Origin of the sequence: Alloiococcus sp. CFN-8, assembly GCF_049943125.1 — a bacterium.
GTDB lineage: Bacteria > Bacillota > Clostridia > Clostridiales > Clostridiaceae > JAEXZL01.
In genome coordinates this window covers 2,061,120-2,079,509 of the sequence record NZ_CP188040.1, presented here as the reverse complement: position 1 = coordinate 2,079,509, position 18,390 = coordinate 2,061,120, and the positions used below count along the sequence as shown (strand labels likewise).

Below are 18,390 nucleotides of genomic sequence, written 5' to 3'. Positions count from 1 at the left end.
GTTATATCCCTGCTGTTCCTGAGCTCCTATAGTAATTGTAATCAGGCATCCTAAAAAACTCGATGGTTTTCCCTTCTTCCATGCTATTAGCTAAAGAAAGCATCCTATAATCCTCATAAAAATCTCTTTTAGAAAGTAAATCCTTCCTGAATTCTTCTATGGATATATATCTATCTAGAGGCTCTATCTGAAGAGACCTCCTTATTATGTATCTATACTTTAAAGGTATAGTATCAGGATAATTCCTTTCCTTTATTGCCTCCATGGCATTATCAGGTCCCTTTTTCAAAAATATGTAGTATAAAACAGCCCCTAAGCCATAAATATCCGCAGCAGGGGTAATAATTCCATGACCATACTGTTCCGGTGCAGCATAGCCTAAAGATCCCATATATACCTCAGCTTGTTTTTTCTTATAATCATAGGGTCTGGATGTGCCATAATCAATAAGAACAACCTCACCATTAGGCTTTATAATAACATTATTAGGCTTTAGATCCCCATAAACTATTGCAGGAGACTGACTGTGTATATATTCTAATACCTCTATTAAGTCCAGTAAAATCCTCATTATTTCTAGTTGTCCAAGAGTTCCCTTCAGAACCTTATCCTTCAGGGTTTCTCCTTCAATATAGTCTAAAACCATATAAAAGCAGGAAGAGGTTTCAAAGGTTTCGTATAGCCTTGGAACACTCTTATGCTTTAGCCTTTTAAGAATATCAGCCTCATAATTGTAAGCTCTTTTATCTTTTTTAATCTCCTTTACAGCAAAAAAGGACGAGCTCTTCATTTCTCTACATAAATAAACAGTACCCATACCACCTTTTCCTAAAAGTGATATCACATGATATTTATCACCAATAATATCTCCTATTTTTAGCATTAGGTACTCCTCCTATCCTTAGTTAAATCATTGTTTATATTTTATAAGAAATACTACAATTTTTAAAGGAAACGGCCATTTAACATTATATTAAGAGTTCACTCACCATTAACTAAAAACATGTTAAATTCTGCCTTGTTCCCCTATCTTATAATTTTCTTTTAAATATTTTTGTTGTATTTATTAAATAAAGGATAGTTAGTAACTTTTTTATAAAAAAATAATCAATAAAAATAAAGGAGCCATAAAAATTCAGCTCCTTTATTTCTCATAATGTTAATTATTTTTCCCTATTGTAAGCATTCCTTTATATTGCACTCATTACTGCACCTATAGCAGTGGTATATTCGGCATAGTCAGGAATGATAAATTTAATATTATGTAAGCCTTCAATATCCTTAAAAACAAATAATCCTTCCTTGAGGGTTGCCAAGTTTCCTGCAAGGACAACCTCCTGAATATTATCCTCTCTTGCAGCAAATACAGCCATCATTCCTATAACCTGGAATACCATATTAATTAGACCTCTAGCCACATCCTCTCTCTGAGCATCTGGAGATATGTTCCCAAAATTTGCGACGGTAGTATCCATACTGAGACCGTCAATCAGCTCCTTAGAAACATCCTTCAAGGTTAAATCTATCCTACTCTGATCGCCTTTATGGATAAGCTTAGACAGCTTATCTATATTATCTGTGGAAATCAAAAGCTTAGACAAGCCTAAAAGACTTCCTCCTCCAACACCAGAGCCTCCTAGATGAATTATCTCATCGCCCAAGACCTTTATAAAAGCAGTTCCAGTGCCCATGTTTACCACAAGAGCTTTATCAAGCCCGGTAAGATACCTTCCCCCCAGTCCAATAGCTCTTAATTCTCCTGCAAAGGTAGTGGGATAGTTAAAAAATCCTTCCTTAAAGCTGGAGGCACCTACACCTGTAAGTACTACCTTTTCCACTTCTTCTGTAGATACTCTACATTCCTTTAGTAGCTTTCCATAAGCACCGTAGGCTGAAGCAACATTATCACTTGCTGTTACCTTTTGAGAACCTATGAGCTTCCCATTTCTAAATAAAACAGCCTTGGTGGTGCTGCTCCCTATATCAATACCTATAACACAGGACATAATCATTTCCTCCAATTTTTTATTCCTTTATGTAAAATATTCCTGTTGCAGATGACAGTACTCGCTCTGGCTTTTCTTCAGACCAAAGCTCTGCTGCTGTATTAATAAAGGTTCTTCCTGAGGATATTACCTTTACTGAAATATGGATTACCCCCTGAGGCTTTACTGGCTTTAGAAATGAAACCTGAAGATTCACCGTAGGTGTCCACCCTTTATTTATAAGACTGCTTGTGGTCATTCCCATTGCATTATCCAGCAAGGTGCTTATAATGCCTCCATGGACTATTCCCATACTATTTCTCATATTATCCTTTACAAAGAATTTAAACTCTGCAATACCTTTTTCAAAGTCACAGCTAATTAGGGTTGGTATAAGATCTTCTACAAGAGCTCCCTTTAAGCTTTCTCTAATTCGTTCTTCGATAGAACCTATTCTACCCAAAAATTCTTCTTTATTCGATTTATTACTATCCATTTTTTCTCCTCTTAGGTTATAAATTAGTGTATAGATATATTTTTTTAATTATTGCAAATATTGTTAGAAGGATAATTTAATAATAACAATTGAGATATAGGCTGTAAAGAAACAAAATCTGAATTTTTTTATTATAAAGATAAAGGATAACTAACCCACAAGCTAGCTATCCTCTATTTAGTACTCTACTTATTTTTATTATTAATGGTCTATTTTAGCTTTAAAGGAGCATTCTTACCAACGGATAAATTTATCATTTCATTCTGGAAAGCCTTTAATAAAGCTTTTTCAAGAACCATTTCATGATTAAAGTTAGCCACATCTCTGCATACAGCAAAAACCTTATTTTCATCCCCATCAACACTCTTATAGGTTAAGGTAACATTAGGCTTATCATATTCCACATTAAGAATTTTTATTCCCCAGGAAATCTGTGCATATTCCCCATCACAGGTAAGGCTTGTCATACTTTTAAGCTTTTCACCTTCTTTTGTTGGGTCATTAATAATTATTAGTTCATCGCCTACTTTATATTTGCTCATTTCATATCCTCCCAATACCATTTGTATATTCATATATAATTATTAAGGTCATAACTTGTTAAATTAATAACAACATTTATTTATATTTTAGTATATTTTATGACTATTTACAATAGTTAAACATAATAATTCTTTACATAATTAGATAACCCCACATATATAATGATAACCTATTTTAATCTTTGTTTAATTTTCTACAATTTTTGAAATAAATGTATTACATTCAATAAGATCAAACAATTAACTTTATAAAAAAGAGGCCCTATACGCAGGACCTCTTTGAAAAACTATTTATTAAATTTATGCTTCCTGAACCTTACCTCTTTTGAAGAGCTTAATAATTTCATTAACTATCAGTGGAACTAATGCTAAGCCCGAAACTATCAGCCAATCATTAAGAGCTAAATCCCAAACATTGAATAGGTTAGCTAAGAAAGGTACAGTGATAACTATATCCTGAAGTAGTATACCTACAACTATGGCACCGATAAGGTACTTATTAGTAAATAAACCTACGGAGAATATGCTCTTATTAACATTTCTAAGGTTAAGTGAATGGATAAGCTGTGATGCACTAAGCACTATAAAGGCCATGGTCTGTGCATGCACTAAAGCATCACCATTAAGATTATCTGGATGCAGCGCTGCAAGTCCGTGGATACCATTCTCTTCTACAGCACCGATATAGAAGGCTATCAAGGTAAGTACACCAATAAGCACACCGTTAAGTATCATGAAGCCCATGGTTCCCTTAAATATACTGTCCTTGGCCCTTCTTGGCTTGTAGGACATAATATCAGGGTCACCAGGATCCATACCTAGAGATAAGGCTGGAAGAGTATCTGTTACCAGGTTAACCCAAAGAATATGAATAGGCTCTAATGGAGCAGCCCAACCTAAAAGTATAGCAAAGAATAAGGCTACAATTTCTCCTATATTACAGGAAAGAAGGAATAATATAGACTTCTTTATATTAGCAAAGATATTTCTACCTTCCTCAACGGCACGGATAATTGTTGAGAAATTATCGTCCGTAAGTATCATATCTGCAGCACCCTTAGCAACATCAGTACCGGTTATACCCATGGCAACTCCAATGTCTGCTGCCTTTAGAGAAGGAGCATCATTAACACCGTCACCAGTCATGGAAACTATATTATCATTAGCCTTGAAGGCTCTAACTATTCTAACCTTGTGCTCTGGTGATACTCTAGCAAATACTCTTAGATTCTTAACTCTTTCTGCCAGCTGTTCATCAGTTAAGGCATCCAGCTCTACACCAGATACACTTTGGTTTTCATTATCAGCTATACCCAACTCCTTGGCTATAGCCAAAGCAGTTTTCTTATGGTCACCAGTTATCATAATTGTAGTGATACCAGCTTGCTTACAGGTTTCTATAGAGTCCTTAACCTCTTCTCTTGGTGGATCTATCATACCTACAAGTCCAAGGACTGTAAGCTGTGTTTCAATATCCTCAGGTTCGATTTCATAAGTAGGTACCTCTTTATAAGCAAAGCCTAAAACTCTAAGAGCAGCCTCAGACATGGCATTGGAAGCTTCCATTATTTCATCCTTAATTGCCTGAGTTAGAGGTTTTACCTCACCATTTATCATTATATTATCAGCAATATTTAAGATATTATCTATAGCACCCTTTGTCATTACATAGTACTTACCACCATAATTATTTATGGTACTCATAAGCTTTCTATCAGAGTCAAAGGGTAACTCATTGTCCCTAGAATGTGCCTTATTTATTTCAGCTTTTGTAATACCGTAGTTCAAGGATAGGTCTAAAAGGGCAATTTCCGTAGGATCACCAGTCTTAGACTCTGTTCCTGTGGTAGCATCATTACATAAGGTCATATTTTCTAGGAATAACTTTTCTGTTTCATTATTTATATCTACAGAGCCAGCATCCTTAAGAGCTCCATTTACATATACCTTTGTTACTGTCATTCTATTCTGAGTCAAGGTTCCTGTTTTATCAGAGCAAACTACATTTACTGCTCCTAAGGTTTCAACAGCAGGAAGTCTTCTAACGATAGCATTATGCTTAACCATTCTCTGAACACCTATAGCAAGCACTATTGCTACTATTGAAGGAAGACCTTCTGGTATAGCTGCAACAGCAAGAGAAATAGAGGTTAAGAACATTTCAAATAGGTCTCTTCCCTGGAATAATGCGATGGCAAACATTAATACACAAATTATAAGAGCTGCAATTCCTAAGAGTTTACCTATTTCTGCAAGCTTCTTCTGTAGAGGTGTCTGTTCATTTTCACTCTGCTCCAGCATCTTAGCAATCTTTCCTATCTGAGTCTCCATACCAGTAGCAACAGCAACCCCTTCTCCTCTACCATAGGTTATAAGAGTAGACATGAAAGCCATGTTCTTCTGATCTCCTAGAGCAACCTCATCTCCCTCTAAAACTAAAGCAGCATCCTTTTCTACCGGTACTGATTCACCAGTAAGAGCTGATTCCTCTACCTTAAGGTTAGCGGAGCTTATAAGTCTAATATCACAAGGTACGTATCTACCTGCATCTAGAACAACTATATCTCCAGGAACTATATCCTTGGAGTCTAATTCTACGACCTCTCCATTTCTACGAACATAGGCTTTTGGGGTAGACATCTTTTTGAGAGCCTCCATGGCCTTTTCAGCCTTGGATTCCTGGGCCACACCAATTACAGCATTCAGAACAACAACCAAGCCTATGATTACAGCTTCACTTACCTCTCCTGTGAAGGCTGAAATAACCGCAGCAATAACCAATATGTAGATCAGTGGGTCGTTTAACTGCGCAATTAGCATTTGAAGCATGGTTCTCTGCTTTTGAGCAGTAAGTTCATTGCTTCCATATTTTTCTCGTCTTGAAGATACCTCCTCCGTAGTCAATCCTCTTTCCTGATCAACATTGAAGTCCTTCAGTATCTTTTTGACATCTTCATTATGATACATTCGTTTCCCTCCCTTATTTTTTTAGGTCTTTCTTATGTACAATACTAAATTAATTCCTATCTTAGCTTCCGATGTTTGATTAGTTAGTAAGCTTATGAAATTTACTATCAAAAATAACTAATTAGCTATTCTAGAAAAGACAATTTTTATTCAGGCTGCTATGAAGAAATATATTCTTATACATAAAAAAGACCTTTGCACTGGTATTCCCAGTACAAAGGTCTTGCATCTTAGTAATCATCCGGGATAATCCGTAGTGACGAATGATTAACGCTAGAGCGCATGCTACTCCCCTTATGTTTATATTCTACATTAATTCATGAACTTGTCAACATTTAGTTGAGCAGAATATTCATTCATTAACATTTATATCAAAGGGATTCTTTGGAGTAATTCATACACTTCTTCAGCAACCTTTTCCGCAGAAGCAGGATTCTGTCCTGTAACTAGATTTCCTGATACCTCTACATGGGAAGTCATGGGTATTAAAGCTTTATGGTAATCTGCCCCTCTATTTTTCATTTCCTCCTCTAGAGAATAAGGAATGTTATCCTTAGCTCCTACGAGAGTCTCTTCCACGTCGGAGAAGCCTGTAGCCTTAATACCATCTAATAAAAATTTCCCATTAGAAAGCTTAACATTAAGGAGAGCCACGGGGCCGTGACATACAGCGGCTACAACTCCACCAGTTTCATAGATATTTTTCACCATCTCCTGGATTTTTATACTATCCAGGAAGTCAATCATGGTTCCATGACCACCGGCAAAATAAATACAGTCATAATCCTCTTCCTTCACAGACATGGGTGCTAATGAATTGTTTAGCTTATCCATAAACTCCGGATCCTCATAATAATCCTTTGAAGCTCCTGTTAAGGCTATAGGTGTTAAGCTTAGCTCATCAAGAGGTACGCCTCCACCTTCAGGACTCATTATATCCACAACAAATCCTTTTTCCTTGAAGAAATGATAAAAATCCACCAGCTCACTGAGCCATAAGCCTGTATCTCTTTTGCTATCCAGCTGACTAGCATTAGTCACTACAGTTAAAATTCTTTTCTTCATTAAATCTGCCTCCTTTAGCCTTATTTGTTAAAAGCTAACTTTTCAGCTTGTTTAATATGATACAGTCTTAATATGAATATGGTTTTGTCTTTGTTTTATTTTTTTATTAACATTATTTATTTCATAAATAAAAACAAACCCCAGTTAAGGATATATTCCAATCAACCAGGGTTCTATAATTATAGCATTTTAAAAAGCACTGAATTCTCTAGATGGATATGCTTATGAATATCCATGGTAAGCTCTCTTATGTGACTGTACAAAAGCTCAAAGGTTCTGCAGCCTCCCTCTGGAACAGTATAGCCCTCTGTCACCTCATCTATTTCCTCAAGGATGGAACCAGCACCATCGTGTTCCTCCTCCGTTTCATTAATATAGGCCTCTATCTCCTTTAGCTTTACCTCATCCTTAACATCTAAAGAGAAATATTCTGCCAGCATGGGGAACAGCACCTGCTCCTCCTTCAAAAAATGCTCGTCCAGCTCCATCTTTAAAGAGTAGAACAGCTTATTTATCTTTCCCAAAAGCTCAGGATGCTTCTTATAATGTGCCCTCAACACCTTGTCCAAAAGCCTTTGTATAGTGGTAAGCTCTTCCCTATCAAAGGTATGATGAACCTCCAAAATATAATCAATAAGCTTCAGAGGATCCTCCTTCCTCCAATCCACCATCACAGCAGCAGTACTATTCTCTTCAAGAAGCTTCATGAGCCTCTCAACAATCTCCTCTTCCCCCAGGTCCTTCTCTTCAATAGCAGCCCCCAAGGAAATATCCCCACCACAACAAAAATCCAGCTTAAACTCCTCAAAAATCCTATCCGCCCCTCTAACACCAGCCACAATACTCCCCAAGCTCTCACCAAGCAGCAGCTCTCTCTTATCCACTAAAACTTCACTCATCCCTATCTCCCTCTCCTCATCCTTTTTTCGCTCTTATCTTTTGCTCTTATCTTTTGCTTTTCAACTCTTAGTTTTTACCTTTTACTTCTTAGTTGTCTTTTCTCTTTTGCTCTTAACTTTTGCTCTTTTATCTTTTCAACTCTTAGTTTTTAGCTTTTACCTCTTAGTTGCTTTTTTACAAATCATTCAGCAACAACTCAGCCACATAAACCCCCGCTCTCCCCACACTCTCCATATCCTCTTCCTTAGGAGAAAATCTGATTCTCAATGGGAAGCTTACATCTGTCATTCCTGTGCCCTTAATTATATCGGAAGTGTTCAAAACCCTAGCTCCACTTTCCTTTAGATAATCCTGAGTCACTTCAATTCCCTCTCCGCTCCAGCCATAGGAGCCAAAGGCACCAACTATTTTATTATCAAGATTTAAAGTTTTTAACTCTTTTAATACTTCCTCTAAGCCACCTATCATATCAGCATACTTTGTAGAGGTTCCAAAGAGCACTGCATCAGCCTTTTTGATTGCATTAAATACTTCTTGTTTTTCTGTTTTATTCACATCTACAAGCTCACAGGTTATAGACTCTTCTTCCATTACACCTTTAAGTGCTGAGGCAATTTTTTTAGTGTTACCGGTCATTGAAGAATATACAATGGCTGCTTTCTTATCAAGCACGGTGTTTTTGCTCATCTTGTCATACATATCTATAAAGCTTTGAACATCCTTCCTTAGAATATATCCATGGGAAGGCGCAATAACTTTTATATCTAAATCCTTAAGCTTTAATATCATGTCCTGCACATACTTTCTGTGAGGATGCATTATTAGCTTATAATAGGTTACAAAGTCCTCAGTTATATCCTCTTTAGCTTCATCATTAAAATACTCATAGTTTGCAACATGGGTACTGAATATGTCGCAGGGGAACAATACCTTATCCTCCTCACAATAGGTTATCATTGTTTCTCTAGTATGAAGGTAAGGTGTTTCAATAAACCTTAAGGTCTTACCTCCAATATCCAAGGTATCTCCATCCTTAACCACAAGGAATTCTCTCTTGTGAAGCTTATACATTTCCTTTAATTCTTCCACAGCATGTTCTGTACATACTATCACTGCATTCTTTGCCTGAGCAGCAAGACTTCCTAGCCCTCCTGAATGATCTGGCTCTGTATGGTTTATAACAATGTACTGTATCTCTTTTAAATCTATCAAATTCTTTAAATTATCAACGAATTCCTTACCAAAAGCCATATCCACTGTATCGATAATTGTAGGCTTTAAAGTCTTCAATAAATAGCTATTATAGGTTGTACCTTTTGTTAATGTGAGCCTGTGAAAAGGTACATCCCTATCATCAATCTTCCCTGCCCAATATATATTTTCCCCAATCAAAACCTTATCCATAATCTGCACTCCTTAAGTAAATTTATTTAGAAGCTCTTCTCTGCTTCCCTTATGACTAGATTATATAGGCTATGGGAATTTAAAAATATGATTCAAATCACAGTTTGAAAATTTACTGAGAGTATTTTAATCCATAGCATAGCAAATAATAAAACTACTTAATTTAAAAATAAGGAGTGTATACCTATGAGTCTAGATATGCAAAAATACAAAAAAGTCAGAGCCGCTCAAGGTCAAGGAGCAAGAACTATAGAGGAGCTTAAAAATTTATCCGACATAGCTATAGAAGATGACGCTGAACGCAAGGAAATAGAAGAGGTATTAAAAAATGCCTGTAGATGCAGAAATGTATCCATAGAAGAGGTAGTAAAGGCAGTAAATAACGGAGCAGATACATTAGAAAAGGTCGGCGAGGCTACTGGAGCCGGCACCGTATGTGGAAGATGCAAAGGACTATTAGAAAACATTATAGAGAATAAAAGATAATTCATTAAAATATGATAGGATATATTAGATAAAATCTTATTTAGCTGAGAGATTAACAAAATAATTATAATAAATGCCAAATTAAAAGGACCAACTCTCTGGTCCTTTTTTTAAACTTATATTATGAAAATTATAATTAAGGAAGCTATTAACTACATCCCCAGTATTCTCAAGGATATCACAATAGCATATCCCTAAGATAAGCCTCATCCTTAATTATTACGTTCTTGTTGCCTTCAAACTCTATTATTCCCTGATCCTGCATCAGGGCTAGCTTTCGGCTGATGGTTTCTCGGGTTAGGCCTGCATAGCTCGCCATTTCCTCCCGGGTTATTGGAAGAGCTATTTCAACTCCTCTGACGGTTTTATGTGAATACCTTTCTGTTAGCTCCAGAAGGATATAGGCTATTCTAAGCTCTGCATCCTTAGTAGCTAGATTCTGTGCTAAGTTCTCCGTATCTGCCAGTCTCTTTGAGATTTCTTTAATAAGCTTTAAGGCTATTTCAGGATTAGCCAGGAGGATTTTATCCATGGACTCTTTATTGAGAGTGCATATCTTTACTGGTGATATAGCCCAGGCAGAAAAGTTATTCTTCTCCCTGCCTCCAAAGATGTTCAGCTCCCCAAAAAAATCTCCAGAGGTGAGAATATGCACGATTTGCTCCTTGCCATCCCTGGTGACCTTTGATAGCTTTACCTGACCTTCATTTATTATAAACAGAGTATTAGAAACATCTCCTTCTCCAGTGATAAGCTCACCTTTTTTGAAGGCAATATGTCCTGTCATGCTCACTATTTTTAAAAGCTCTTCCCTGGATAGGAAAGAAAAAATCGGAACCTGTGAGGCACATAATCTATGCTTACAGCTTTCACAGTCAATTTTCTGCAAAAGACTCACCTCCAAATATCAATTTGTTTTATCTGGTTGTACCTTTTTAATCAAATCATGGACGAAATTAGCCCCTCTTGAAATAATTATTCCACCAAGTATCATCCCAACTAAAGGCGTTATAGAGGGAAGTCCTACTAAGGCCAATATATCCATCCTTGTGGTTATGGTTAATAAAAGCCCAACGGCAATGGCACCTATTCTATCCACAGAAGCCCTACCATTTTCCCATAAAAGCTTTAAGGTTTCCCAAATTGCTTCACAGAGTATTGCAAGAACTATAAGCTTTAACAAGTCCATATCACTCACCCCAAAATAATAATCTCCCAATATCATTATACATTATTTCCCATAATTAATATATAGGTATATTATTTTATCAGATATGACTACATCTTACTTCAAATAGCTTACACTATTTGCCAAGCTTAAGCTTAGCAAGAGCCTCTGCTAATGCTGAATTTATTGGCTCATCATTCTCTTCCTTCAGCTTCTTCATATATCTATTAACATCCTTTTTATTAAGTTGTCCTTCCTTTTCCTTAAAGCGATTTGAGAAGGAAGAGGCTTTTTCTCTAAAGCCACAATTGGTATTAGGGCACACATATATTGCCCCTTCTCCTTTACCTCTAAGCTCTAATCTCTTATGACATTCTGGACAGCGGGCATTGGTAAATTTGCTCTTCATCTCTCTATGTCCGCAGGCTCTATCCTGACAAACGAGCATTAATCCATTCTTGCTCTTTACCTCCAGCATGTATTTTCCACAATCAGGACACTTGCTTCCTGTTAAATTGTCATGGCGGAACTTATCACTGCTTCTTTTAACCTCTTTAACCAGCTCATCAGCATAAGCTCTCATCTTTTCAATGAATTCCTTAGAGTTTCTCTTTCCAAGGCTTATGAGCTCCAGCTCCTTTTCCCAGTGAGCTGTCAATATAGGAGACTTCAGCTCCTCAGGAACTAAATCAATAAGCTGCTTACCCTTAGAGGTAGGTATTATATCCTTCCCCCTCTTTTCTATATAAAACATATTAAAGAGCTTTTCTATGATATCAGCCCTGGTTGCAACGGTACCTATTCCACCAGTCTCCCCCAAGGTTTTTGCTTCTTCCTTGGACATGGTCACGTATTTTTGTGGATTTTCCATGGCAGAAAGGAGTGTTCCTTCATTGAACCTTGGAGGTGGAGTTGTCATTAAGGCTTTCTTCTCATAAGCTATAATGTCTAATCTATCGCCTTTTTTAACCTCTGGTAGCTCCTGACTGTCCCTATCCTCTTCCTCTTCAGCAATATCCTCATTTCTATCATAGGCCCTCTTCCAGCCCTTAGCCTTGGATACATTACCTCTAGCGTAAAAGAATTCTCCAGCTACCTCCATGGTAATAGTACTTTGTATATATTCATAAGGAGGAAGCATCACAGCTAAAAATCTTCTTACTACTAAATCATATATATTTCTCTCTTCACTGGAAAGCCTGGATAAATTAGCGCTTTCCTCTGTAGGAATTATTCCATGGTGATCGCTTACCTTGCTATTATCCACAAAGCCCTTATGAGCATTAATCCTTCCCTTTAGAAGCTCATTTGCAATTCCTCTGTAGCTTCCCTGAGCCACTGCCTTCAACCTGTCAGGAATGGTAGCTACTATATCATCAGTTATATACCTAGAATCAGTTCTAGGATAGGTGAGCACCTTGTGATTTTCATAAAGTCTCTGCATTATTGAGAGGGTTTCCTTAGCTGAGTATCCAAAAATTCTGTTAGCATCCCTCTGCAGCTCCGTAAGATCATATAAGGCCGGTGAAAATTTCTTCTTATTAACCGCTGTAACATCAGTGACTATTCCATCCTTACCCTTTAAGGAAGCTAAAAGCTTGTCGGTTTTATCCTCCTGATATAGGTTAGGATTATTGTTCTTGTCTCTCCATTTTAGAGAAAAGCCCTTAGCCTTGGCCTGAATATTAAAATATGGCTGTGGCTTAAAGGAAGCTATCTCCTCTTCCCTCTGATCTATCATTGCCAGTGCTGCTGATTGAACTCTACCAGCACTTAATTGAGCATTATACTTGCAGGTTAAAGCTCTAGTTACATTAAGTCCAACTACCCAGTCTGCCTCAGCTCTGCATTCTGCAGCCCTATATAAATTATCATAAGCATTTCCAGGCTTCAGCTTCTTAAAGCCATCCATTATTGCCTTATCAGTTTGGGAGGATATCCATAATCTCTTTAAGGGCTTTCTCACTCCTGCCTTATCAATAATCCATCTAGCCACCAGCTCCCCCTCACGACCAGCATCGGTAGCTATAACTATTTCTTTAACGTCCTTTCTAACCATCTGTTCCTTCACAGCCCTAAATTGCTTTCCACTCTGCTTGATTACCACTAGCTTTAAAGGCTTTGGCAGCATGGGTAAGTCCTCCATCCTCCAGGCCTTGTACTTGTCATCATAAGCCTCTGGGTCAGCCAGGGTAACTAAATGCCCTAAAGCCCAGGTAACTATGTATTTGTCTCCTTCAATATATCCATTTCCTTTTTTTGAACATTTTAAAACTCTAGCTAGCTCTCTTCCTACTGAAGGTTTTTCAGCCAGCACCAGTATTTTATCCATATTTCATTTCTCCTCTTTAAATAAAGCATCCTTTGTCAGTGCTTACATTTATTTTTCTTTAATCATTATAGCTGTTATTCCTCTAAGGCTATTATAACAGATTCCTCCTAATCATTTTCTCCATATAATTTACCCATTCCAATTATTAATATTATTTAAAGATTATAGTATAACGCTATATATAATGGTATCATATTTTTATTATTAATTTTATTGGAGGTATGGAAATTATGAAAAACTTATCAGATAGCTTTGTACTAGCTAATGGTGTGAAGATTCCTTGTGTGGGTTTTGGCACCTGGAGAACACCCGATGGAGAAGTAGCTGTAGCCTCTGTTAAAGAAGCCTTAAAGGTTGGCTATCGCCATATAGACACAGCCGCTGCCTACAAAAATGAAGGTAGTGTAGGAAAAGCTATTAAGGAGTCAGGGATACCAAGAGAGGAAATCTTTGTTACCAGTAAGCTTGCAAATCCAGAGCATGGTTACGAGTCAACTCTCAAAGCCTTTGATAAAACTATGGAGGAGCTTGGTTTAGAATATCTTGATCTTTACCTCATTCACTGGCCCGTACCTGTAGCTCATAGAGATGACTGGAAGGAAGCTACCTTAGCCACCTGGAAAGCCTTCGAAAAGCTATATAAGGAAGGAAGAATCAAGGCAATAGGAGTAAGTAATTTTAAAGTGCACCATCTTCAGCATTTAATGGACAACGGTGAAATTGTACCTATGGTTAACCAAATAGAATTCCATCCAAGCTGCCTTAGAGAGGATATAGTTGATTTCTGCAGAGAACATAATATTCTAGTAGAAGCCTGGAGTCCTCTAGCTTCTGGAGAGGTATTTAAGGTAGAGGAGCTTAAGGACATAGCTGAAAAATATAATAAAAACGTTGCTCAGCTGGTGCTTCGCTGGATACTTCAAAAAGACATCCTACCTCTTCCTAAATCCGTTCACAGTGATAGGATAAAAGCTAATGGAGAAATCTTTGATTTTGAGATAACAGAGGGGGATATGCACCTTATAGACCAGATCAGCACCTGTAAGGGCTCCGGCAGCGATCCTGACTTTATAAACTTTTAGCAAAAAATAGGACTTCTAAAATTTAGCATAATATAAATAAGGCCTTCTTAGTGCTACAGGTAATAATCCTATAGCCTAAGAAGGCCTTATTTATTATCAATTGTTTTTAATAGACTCTTCACTATCTATTGTGTTATTAACAGTCTCAGCATCCTGTGGCACTTCTTCATCAAAGGTGGTCAGAGTTTTAAACTGATACCCCTGCTCTTTTAAATAAGCAATTACCTCTGGAAGAGCTTCTACGGTGCTCACCTTTGGATTAGTATCATGCATTAATATTGTCACCTGATTAATATTCGCCGACTGAAGGTATTCTACCCCTTCTTTAATGGATGCAAGAATTTTCTCCTTAGAATGATGACCAGAAGCTGCATCCCCAGAATCCACATTCCAATCAACATAAGCCACGTTATCTTCCTTAAGCTTATCTTTAATCTTATCCAATCCCTTCCAGGACATGGCGCCTCCAGGAAGCCTTATAACTCTCGTCTGAAAATCTTCCCCTAAAACCTCCTTGAGAAGCTTGTCCGCTTTTCCAAAGTCCTCAAAAAAGTTATCATAATCAACCTCTCCATTAGGGTAAAGAAAATCATATCTATGACTATAGCTGTGATTACCAATAGCATGTCCTTCTTCAAGAGCTCTCTTAAGAGAATCTCTCTGCCCCTGGCTCTGCTCTAAGGTTTCTCCCCAGACAAAAAAGGTTGCCTTAACATCATTTTCCTTAAGAATGTCCAATATTTTATTGGTGCTTTCAGTAGATGGACCATCGTCAAAGGTGAGAAAAACTGTTTTTTCTCCTTCTCCTCTAACAAGAAATCTATTGGCATCCTGGACCATAAACGCATCGCATGCATCTTCACTGCCTGCTACAGAGGTATTACTGCTTGGACTTACATCCGTGGGCAAAACCTCTGGAACTTTTACTTCTTCCTTAGGAATCTCCTCAGCTTCATCTTCTACGGGTTTTTCTTTTTCAGGGCTATTATCACCTAAAAAAATCATATTTTTTATGCTAGTAAAAAATTTTCCATTGGATTGTGATGAAACAATTTTACTTATTCCTCCTACCGTAATAAGTAAAAGAACAGTTATCATTCCTATTTTGATAATCCTTTTTCTTTTTGCCACTTTTTGTCTTCTATTAAAATCTATTTTTCCTGTCATTTTATCATCCCTTTTAGCACTTCTTATGATAGCACTTTATAATTCTACCTTACCATTTTATTAGTTACAATATAATTTTATTACCTTTTTAGTAAAAGCAAGCTAGCCTCAAAAGAACTTATATACTATATACGTAATTTTTTGCAGTATAGTAACCTTATTTTAAAAATTTATTTTTATTTAGAGTCATTTTATAACTTTTTATCAAGAATCTAATATCTTTTAATCTTTTTTTATCTATTTATAAGAGGGATAATTTGCTATATGTAGAATTATATATTAATACAGTTTTTAGAGAAGGTGTTGAAGATGAAAAATATATTCAAGAAAAAATTAACCACCCAAGAGGCGGCAGAAAGGCTATATGACTATACCAGAGCTATTAGCACCGGAATTGCCTCAGACACAGATACCTTACTATCCTTAGGCTTTGAAAATTCAAGCATATCCCTAACGGAGCTTCTCTTCTTTCAATATATTATGTATAGGACAAATTTAATCCTATGGAGCAAGCTTCAGGATGAGCTCCTTTATGGTGAAATAAGTAAGCAATATTATGCTCTCTGTACTCACTACATTAATAATAATAACACCTATGGGACTGAGGGTCTAAATAATACAGATATCTTAGGAAAAAAAATCTTCTCTGAGTTCGACAAAATACTAAAAAATAATTATGAAGAAAGAATCAAGGTTATTAATTCACAGCTTACAATTCTTTATTATTATAATAAAGGTGTTTCTCCTACCCTGGAGGAAAAGCTAAACTCTTTAAGTCTAGCTCTAAAAATAGAGGATAGCTTACTTGAGGAGGTAGACCTTATTATTGATGAATTGTAAGACTCTAATCATATATTGCAATTATTATTAATAGGTCTCTATACGCCAAAGGCTATAGACCTATTTTTATTTTTCTTCAATAATTCCATACAGCTCCTGAAGAGCTTTTATTTCATAATCAGCTTTAATTCCCAAGGTATTTTCCTTCTTATAAGGATTAAACCAGCAGGTATCTATTCCTGCATTAATTCCACCAAGAATATCGGAGCTTAAGGAATCTCCTACTATTAGAGCTTTAGTCCTATCCATCTCTCCAATGGCTTTAAAAACAAAATCAAAATATTCCTTAAGAGGCTTTTGATATCCCACATCCTCTGATACAAATACCCCCTTAATATATTTCATCAAAGGAGAATTATCAATTCTTGAATGCTGAGTTTTTGAAACCCCATTGGTTACTATATATAAATCACAATATTTGCTTAAATACTCACAGACTTCTATTGAGCCTTCTAGAAGAAAATCTCCTCTTCCTAAAGCATCTAAATAATCATTATTACACTTAATTCCATCCTTATCTAAGCATAGCTCCTGGAAAAGAAGGGTGAATCTGCTGTTTAATATATCTTCTTTTGCTATTTCTCCCAGTTCAAAGCTCTTCCAAAGCTTATTATTTATTTCTATGTATTTGTTAAATATCTCCTCACTGTCTTCTACTCCATAGCTTTTAAACACCTCTGATAGTGCTGTTTTTTCTGCTTTTTGAAAATCTAAAAGAGTATCATCAGCGTCAAAAAAAATAATATCATATTTAATCATAGCTTCCTCCATTTGGATTTATATTATATAAATTACTTTCATTTACATTTCCACAATTGTTCACATACATAACATATATATATTAATATATAACTGTAAGAAAAATATATTTAATTCTCCTCAAATAAAGTCCGTTACCCATTAACAGGCTTTATTTATTTTTCAATAAATAACTGTTACGTTCATTATATAATTCTTAGTATTTTCTATCAATTATTATATACGTAAATAAAGGGGCTTACCTTGTGATTTTTTTATCACTAAAGTGCAGCCCCGCAACTTTTATTTTATTTTAATAATGCTATCCACGTCTTTCTACCACATATACCATCAACTGACAGACGATTATACCTCTGGAAGCTCTTTAGTACTGTTTCAGACGCAGGTCCGAAGCTTCCATCGGCTCCATAGGGCTTCAAGGAATATCCTCTACAGATCAATGCCATCTGCATTATCCTAACTAATTCTTCCTTATCCCCCTTTTTAAGATTATTCATAGAAGCAGCAGCTTGGGATTTGGGACCAAAGGACCCATCAACGGAAAGACCACTGCCCACCACTGACTGCCAGTACATAATCAATGCCTTGTTAGTTAAAGGTCCAAAGGAACCATCTATAGAAAGGTTACCTTTAAGCTTTTCATTCAAATACTCTTGAACCTCCTTAATGGTATTAGGGGTTTTGGTGGTATTTACGGGCTCCTGCAGATATTTTGGCCTGATTATGCACCTGATTACAGATGTATTTCTAACACGCCTCATAACAGTTCCTCCGTTCTCATCACTGTTAATACCTGTGTTTCCTTCTATTGTGGTATAGCTGCCATCAAGGTTATTTTTTTCAATTATTCCAGCATGAGTTGCCTCACCGCGGCCTTTAAAATCATAGAGAACTATATCTCCATCAGTTCCCGAATTCTTTCCAACAACCAACCCTTGGCTCCTCCCCCACCCTTCTAAGGTTGGGCAATAAGCAGTTTTTTGTCCGTTATAAAACAATGTCGATGCCCCAGCCAATCTAAATACATCCCAAATAAAGGTAACGCACCAAGGATATGCTGAACCTCTTACAATCCTTCCATAATAATTTCTGTTAAAAACTACATCGTTACTACTGGGAGGATTCTCCTTTACTCCAATAAAGCTTTTAGCCTTCTCTACTATCTTACTAGCATACATAATATCTCCTCCTTAGATT

At 36.5% G+C, this 18,390-nt stretch carries 17 protein-coding genes; 3 read left to right on the top strand and 14 right to left on the bottom strand.

Features of this window, described 5'->3' with window-relative positions; genetic code table 11:
* Position 1: 1 nt before the first annotated feature.
* The 8 genes from ACPWSR_RS09545 to ACPWSR_RS09510 all read right to left on the bottom strand — a co-directional run bounded on the left by ACPWSR_RS09545 (position 2) and on the right by ACPWSR_RS09510 (position 9,359).
* Positions 2 to 883: a serine/threonine protein kinase gene (locus ACPWSR_RS09545; protein ID WP_426348006.1), complete on the bottom strand. Its 882-nt coding sequence runs from the start codon at positions 881 to 883 to the stop codon at positions 2 to 4.
* Positions 884 to 1,190: 307 nt separating this feature from the next.
* Entirely contained in the window at positions 1,191 to 2,006 is an 816-nt protein-coding gene (locus ACPWSR_RS09540) for a BadF/BadG/BcrA/BcrD ATPase family protein (RefSeq protein WP_426348005.1), read from the bottom strand.
* A gap of 19 nt (positions 2,007 to 2,025) precedes the next feature.
* Positions 2,026 to 2,481, bottom strand: a complete 456-nt coding sequence (locus tag ACPWSR_RS09535) for a PaaI family thioesterase (RefSeq protein ID WP_426348004.1) — start codon at positions 2,479 to 2,481, stop codon at positions 2,026 to 2,028.
* A gap of 209 nt (positions 2,482 to 2,690) precedes the next feature.
* A complete protein-coding gene (locus tag ACPWSR_RS09530) occupies positions 2,691 to 3,023 on the bottom strand; it encodes a hypothetical protein (RefSeq protein ID WP_426348003.1) in 333 nt (110 codons plus the stop codon).
* Positions 3,024 to 3,323: 300 nt separating this feature from the next.
* Positions 3,324 to 5,990, bottom strand: a complete 2,667-nt coding sequence (locus ACPWSR_RS09525; RefSeq protein WP_426348002.1) for a cation-translocating P-type ATPase — start codon at positions 5,988 to 5,990, stop codon at positions 3,324 to 3,326.
* A 366-nt stretch (positions 5,991 to 6,356) separates the two neighbouring features.
* The gene (locus tag ACPWSR_RS09520; protein ID WP_426348001.1) at positions 6,357 to 7,055 is read right to left on the bottom strand and encodes a type 1 glutamine amidotransferase domain-containing protein; all 699 of its coding nucleotides are present in this window, start codon (positions 7,053 to 7,055) and stop codon (positions 6,357 to 6,359) included.
* Between the two features lie 179 nt (positions 7,056 to 7,234).
* Positions 7,235 to 7,954, bottom strand: a complete 720-nt coding sequence (ric, locus tag ACPWSR_RS09515) for an iron-sulfur cluster repair di-iron protein (protein ID WP_426348000.1) — start codon at positions 7,952 to 7,954, stop codon at positions 7,235 to 7,237.
* A gap of 175 nt (positions 7,955 to 8,129) precedes the next feature.
* Positions 8,130 to 9,359 (bottom strand): FprA family A-type flavoprotein, encoded by a 1,230-nt coding sequence (locus ACPWSR_RS09510; RefSeq protein WP_426347999.1) that lies wholly within the window; start codon positions 9,357 to 9,359, stop codon positions 8,130 to 8,132.
* Between the two features lie 186 nt (positions 9,360 to 9,545).
* Here ACPWSR_RS09510 and ACPWSR_RS09505 point away from each other — a divergent pair, with 186 nt between their 5' ends.
* On the top strand, positions 9,546 to 9,845 hold the full coding sequence (locus ACPWSR_RS09505; protein ID WP_426347998.1) for a (2Fe-2S)-binding protein: 300 nt from the start codon (positions 9,546 to 9,548) through the stop codon (positions 9,843 to 9,845).
* A 178-nt stretch (positions 9,846 to 10,023) separates the two neighbouring features.
* Here ACPWSR_RS09505 and ACPWSR_RS09500 read toward each other — a convergent pair whose 3' ends face one another.
* The 3 genes from ACPWSR_RS09500 to ACPWSR_RS09490 form a co-directional block, all read right to left on the bottom strand.
* Complete coding sequence (locus ACPWSR_RS09500) at positions 10,024 to 10,734, bottom strand: Crp/Fnr family transcriptional regulator (protein WP_426347997.1); 711 nt, start codon at positions 10,732 to 10,734, stop codon at positions 10,024 to 10,026.
* Between the two features lie 18 nt (positions 10,735 to 10,752).
* Positions 10,753 to 11,034 (bottom strand): hypothetical protein, encoded by a 282-nt coding sequence (locus ACPWSR_RS09495; protein ID WP_426347996.1) that lies wholly within the window; start codon positions 11,032 to 11,034, stop codon positions 10,753 to 10,755.
* A gap of 115 nt (positions 11,035 to 11,149) precedes the next feature.
* The gene (locus tag ACPWSR_RS09490) at positions 11,150 to 13,345 is read right to left on the bottom strand and encodes a DNA topoisomerase III (protein WP_426347995.1); all 2,196 of its coding nucleotides are present in this window, start codon (positions 13,343 to 13,345) and stop codon (positions 11,150 to 11,152) included.
* 221 nt (positions 13,346 to 13,566) lie between these two features.
* Here ACPWSR_RS09490 and ACPWSR_RS09485 point away from each other — a divergent pair, with 221 nt between their 5' ends.
* On the top strand, positions 13,567 to 14,427 hold the full coding sequence (locus tag ACPWSR_RS09485) for an aldo/keto reductase (RefSeq protein ID WP_426347994.1): 861 nt from the start codon (positions 13,567 to 13,569) through the stop codon (positions 14,425 to 14,427).
* Between the two features lie 96 nt (positions 14,428 to 14,523).
* On the opposite strand, the gene ACPWSR_RS09480 is transcribed toward ACPWSR_RS09485, so the two are convergent.
* Positions 14,524 to 15,594: a polysaccharide deacetylase family protein gene (locus ACPWSR_RS09480; protein WP_426347993.1), complete on the bottom strand. Its 1,071-nt coding sequence runs from the start codon at positions 15,592 to 15,594 to the stop codon at positions 14,524 to 14,526.
* A gap of 309 nt (positions 15,595 to 15,903) precedes the next feature.
* Between ACPWSR_RS09480 and ACPWSR_RS09475 the strand changes: the two genes are divergently transcribed.
* On the top strand, positions 15,904 to 16,434 hold the full coding sequence (locus tag ACPWSR_RS09475) for a hypothetical protein (RefSeq protein WP_426347992.1): 531 nt from the start codon (positions 15,904 to 15,906) through the stop codon (positions 16,432 to 16,434).
* A gap of 66 nt (positions 16,435 to 16,500) precedes the next feature.
* Here the strand turns inward: ACPWSR_RS09475 and ACPWSR_RS09470 are convergent, their stop codons facing one another.
* Positions 16,501 to 17,193, bottom strand: coding sequence for a YjjG family noncanonical pyrimidine nucleotidase (locus ACPWSR_RS09470; protein WP_426347991.1), 693 nt, complete (start codon positions 17,191 to 17,193; stop codon positions 16,501 to 16,503).
* Positions 17,194 to 17,480: 287 nt separating this feature from the next.
* Positions 17,481 to 18,371, bottom strand: a complete 891-nt coding sequence (locus tag ACPWSR_RS09465) for a peptidoglycan-binding protein (protein ID WP_426347990.1) — start codon at positions 18,369 to 18,371, stop codon at positions 17,481 to 17,483.
* Positions 18,372 to 18,390: the final 19 nt, after the last annotated feature.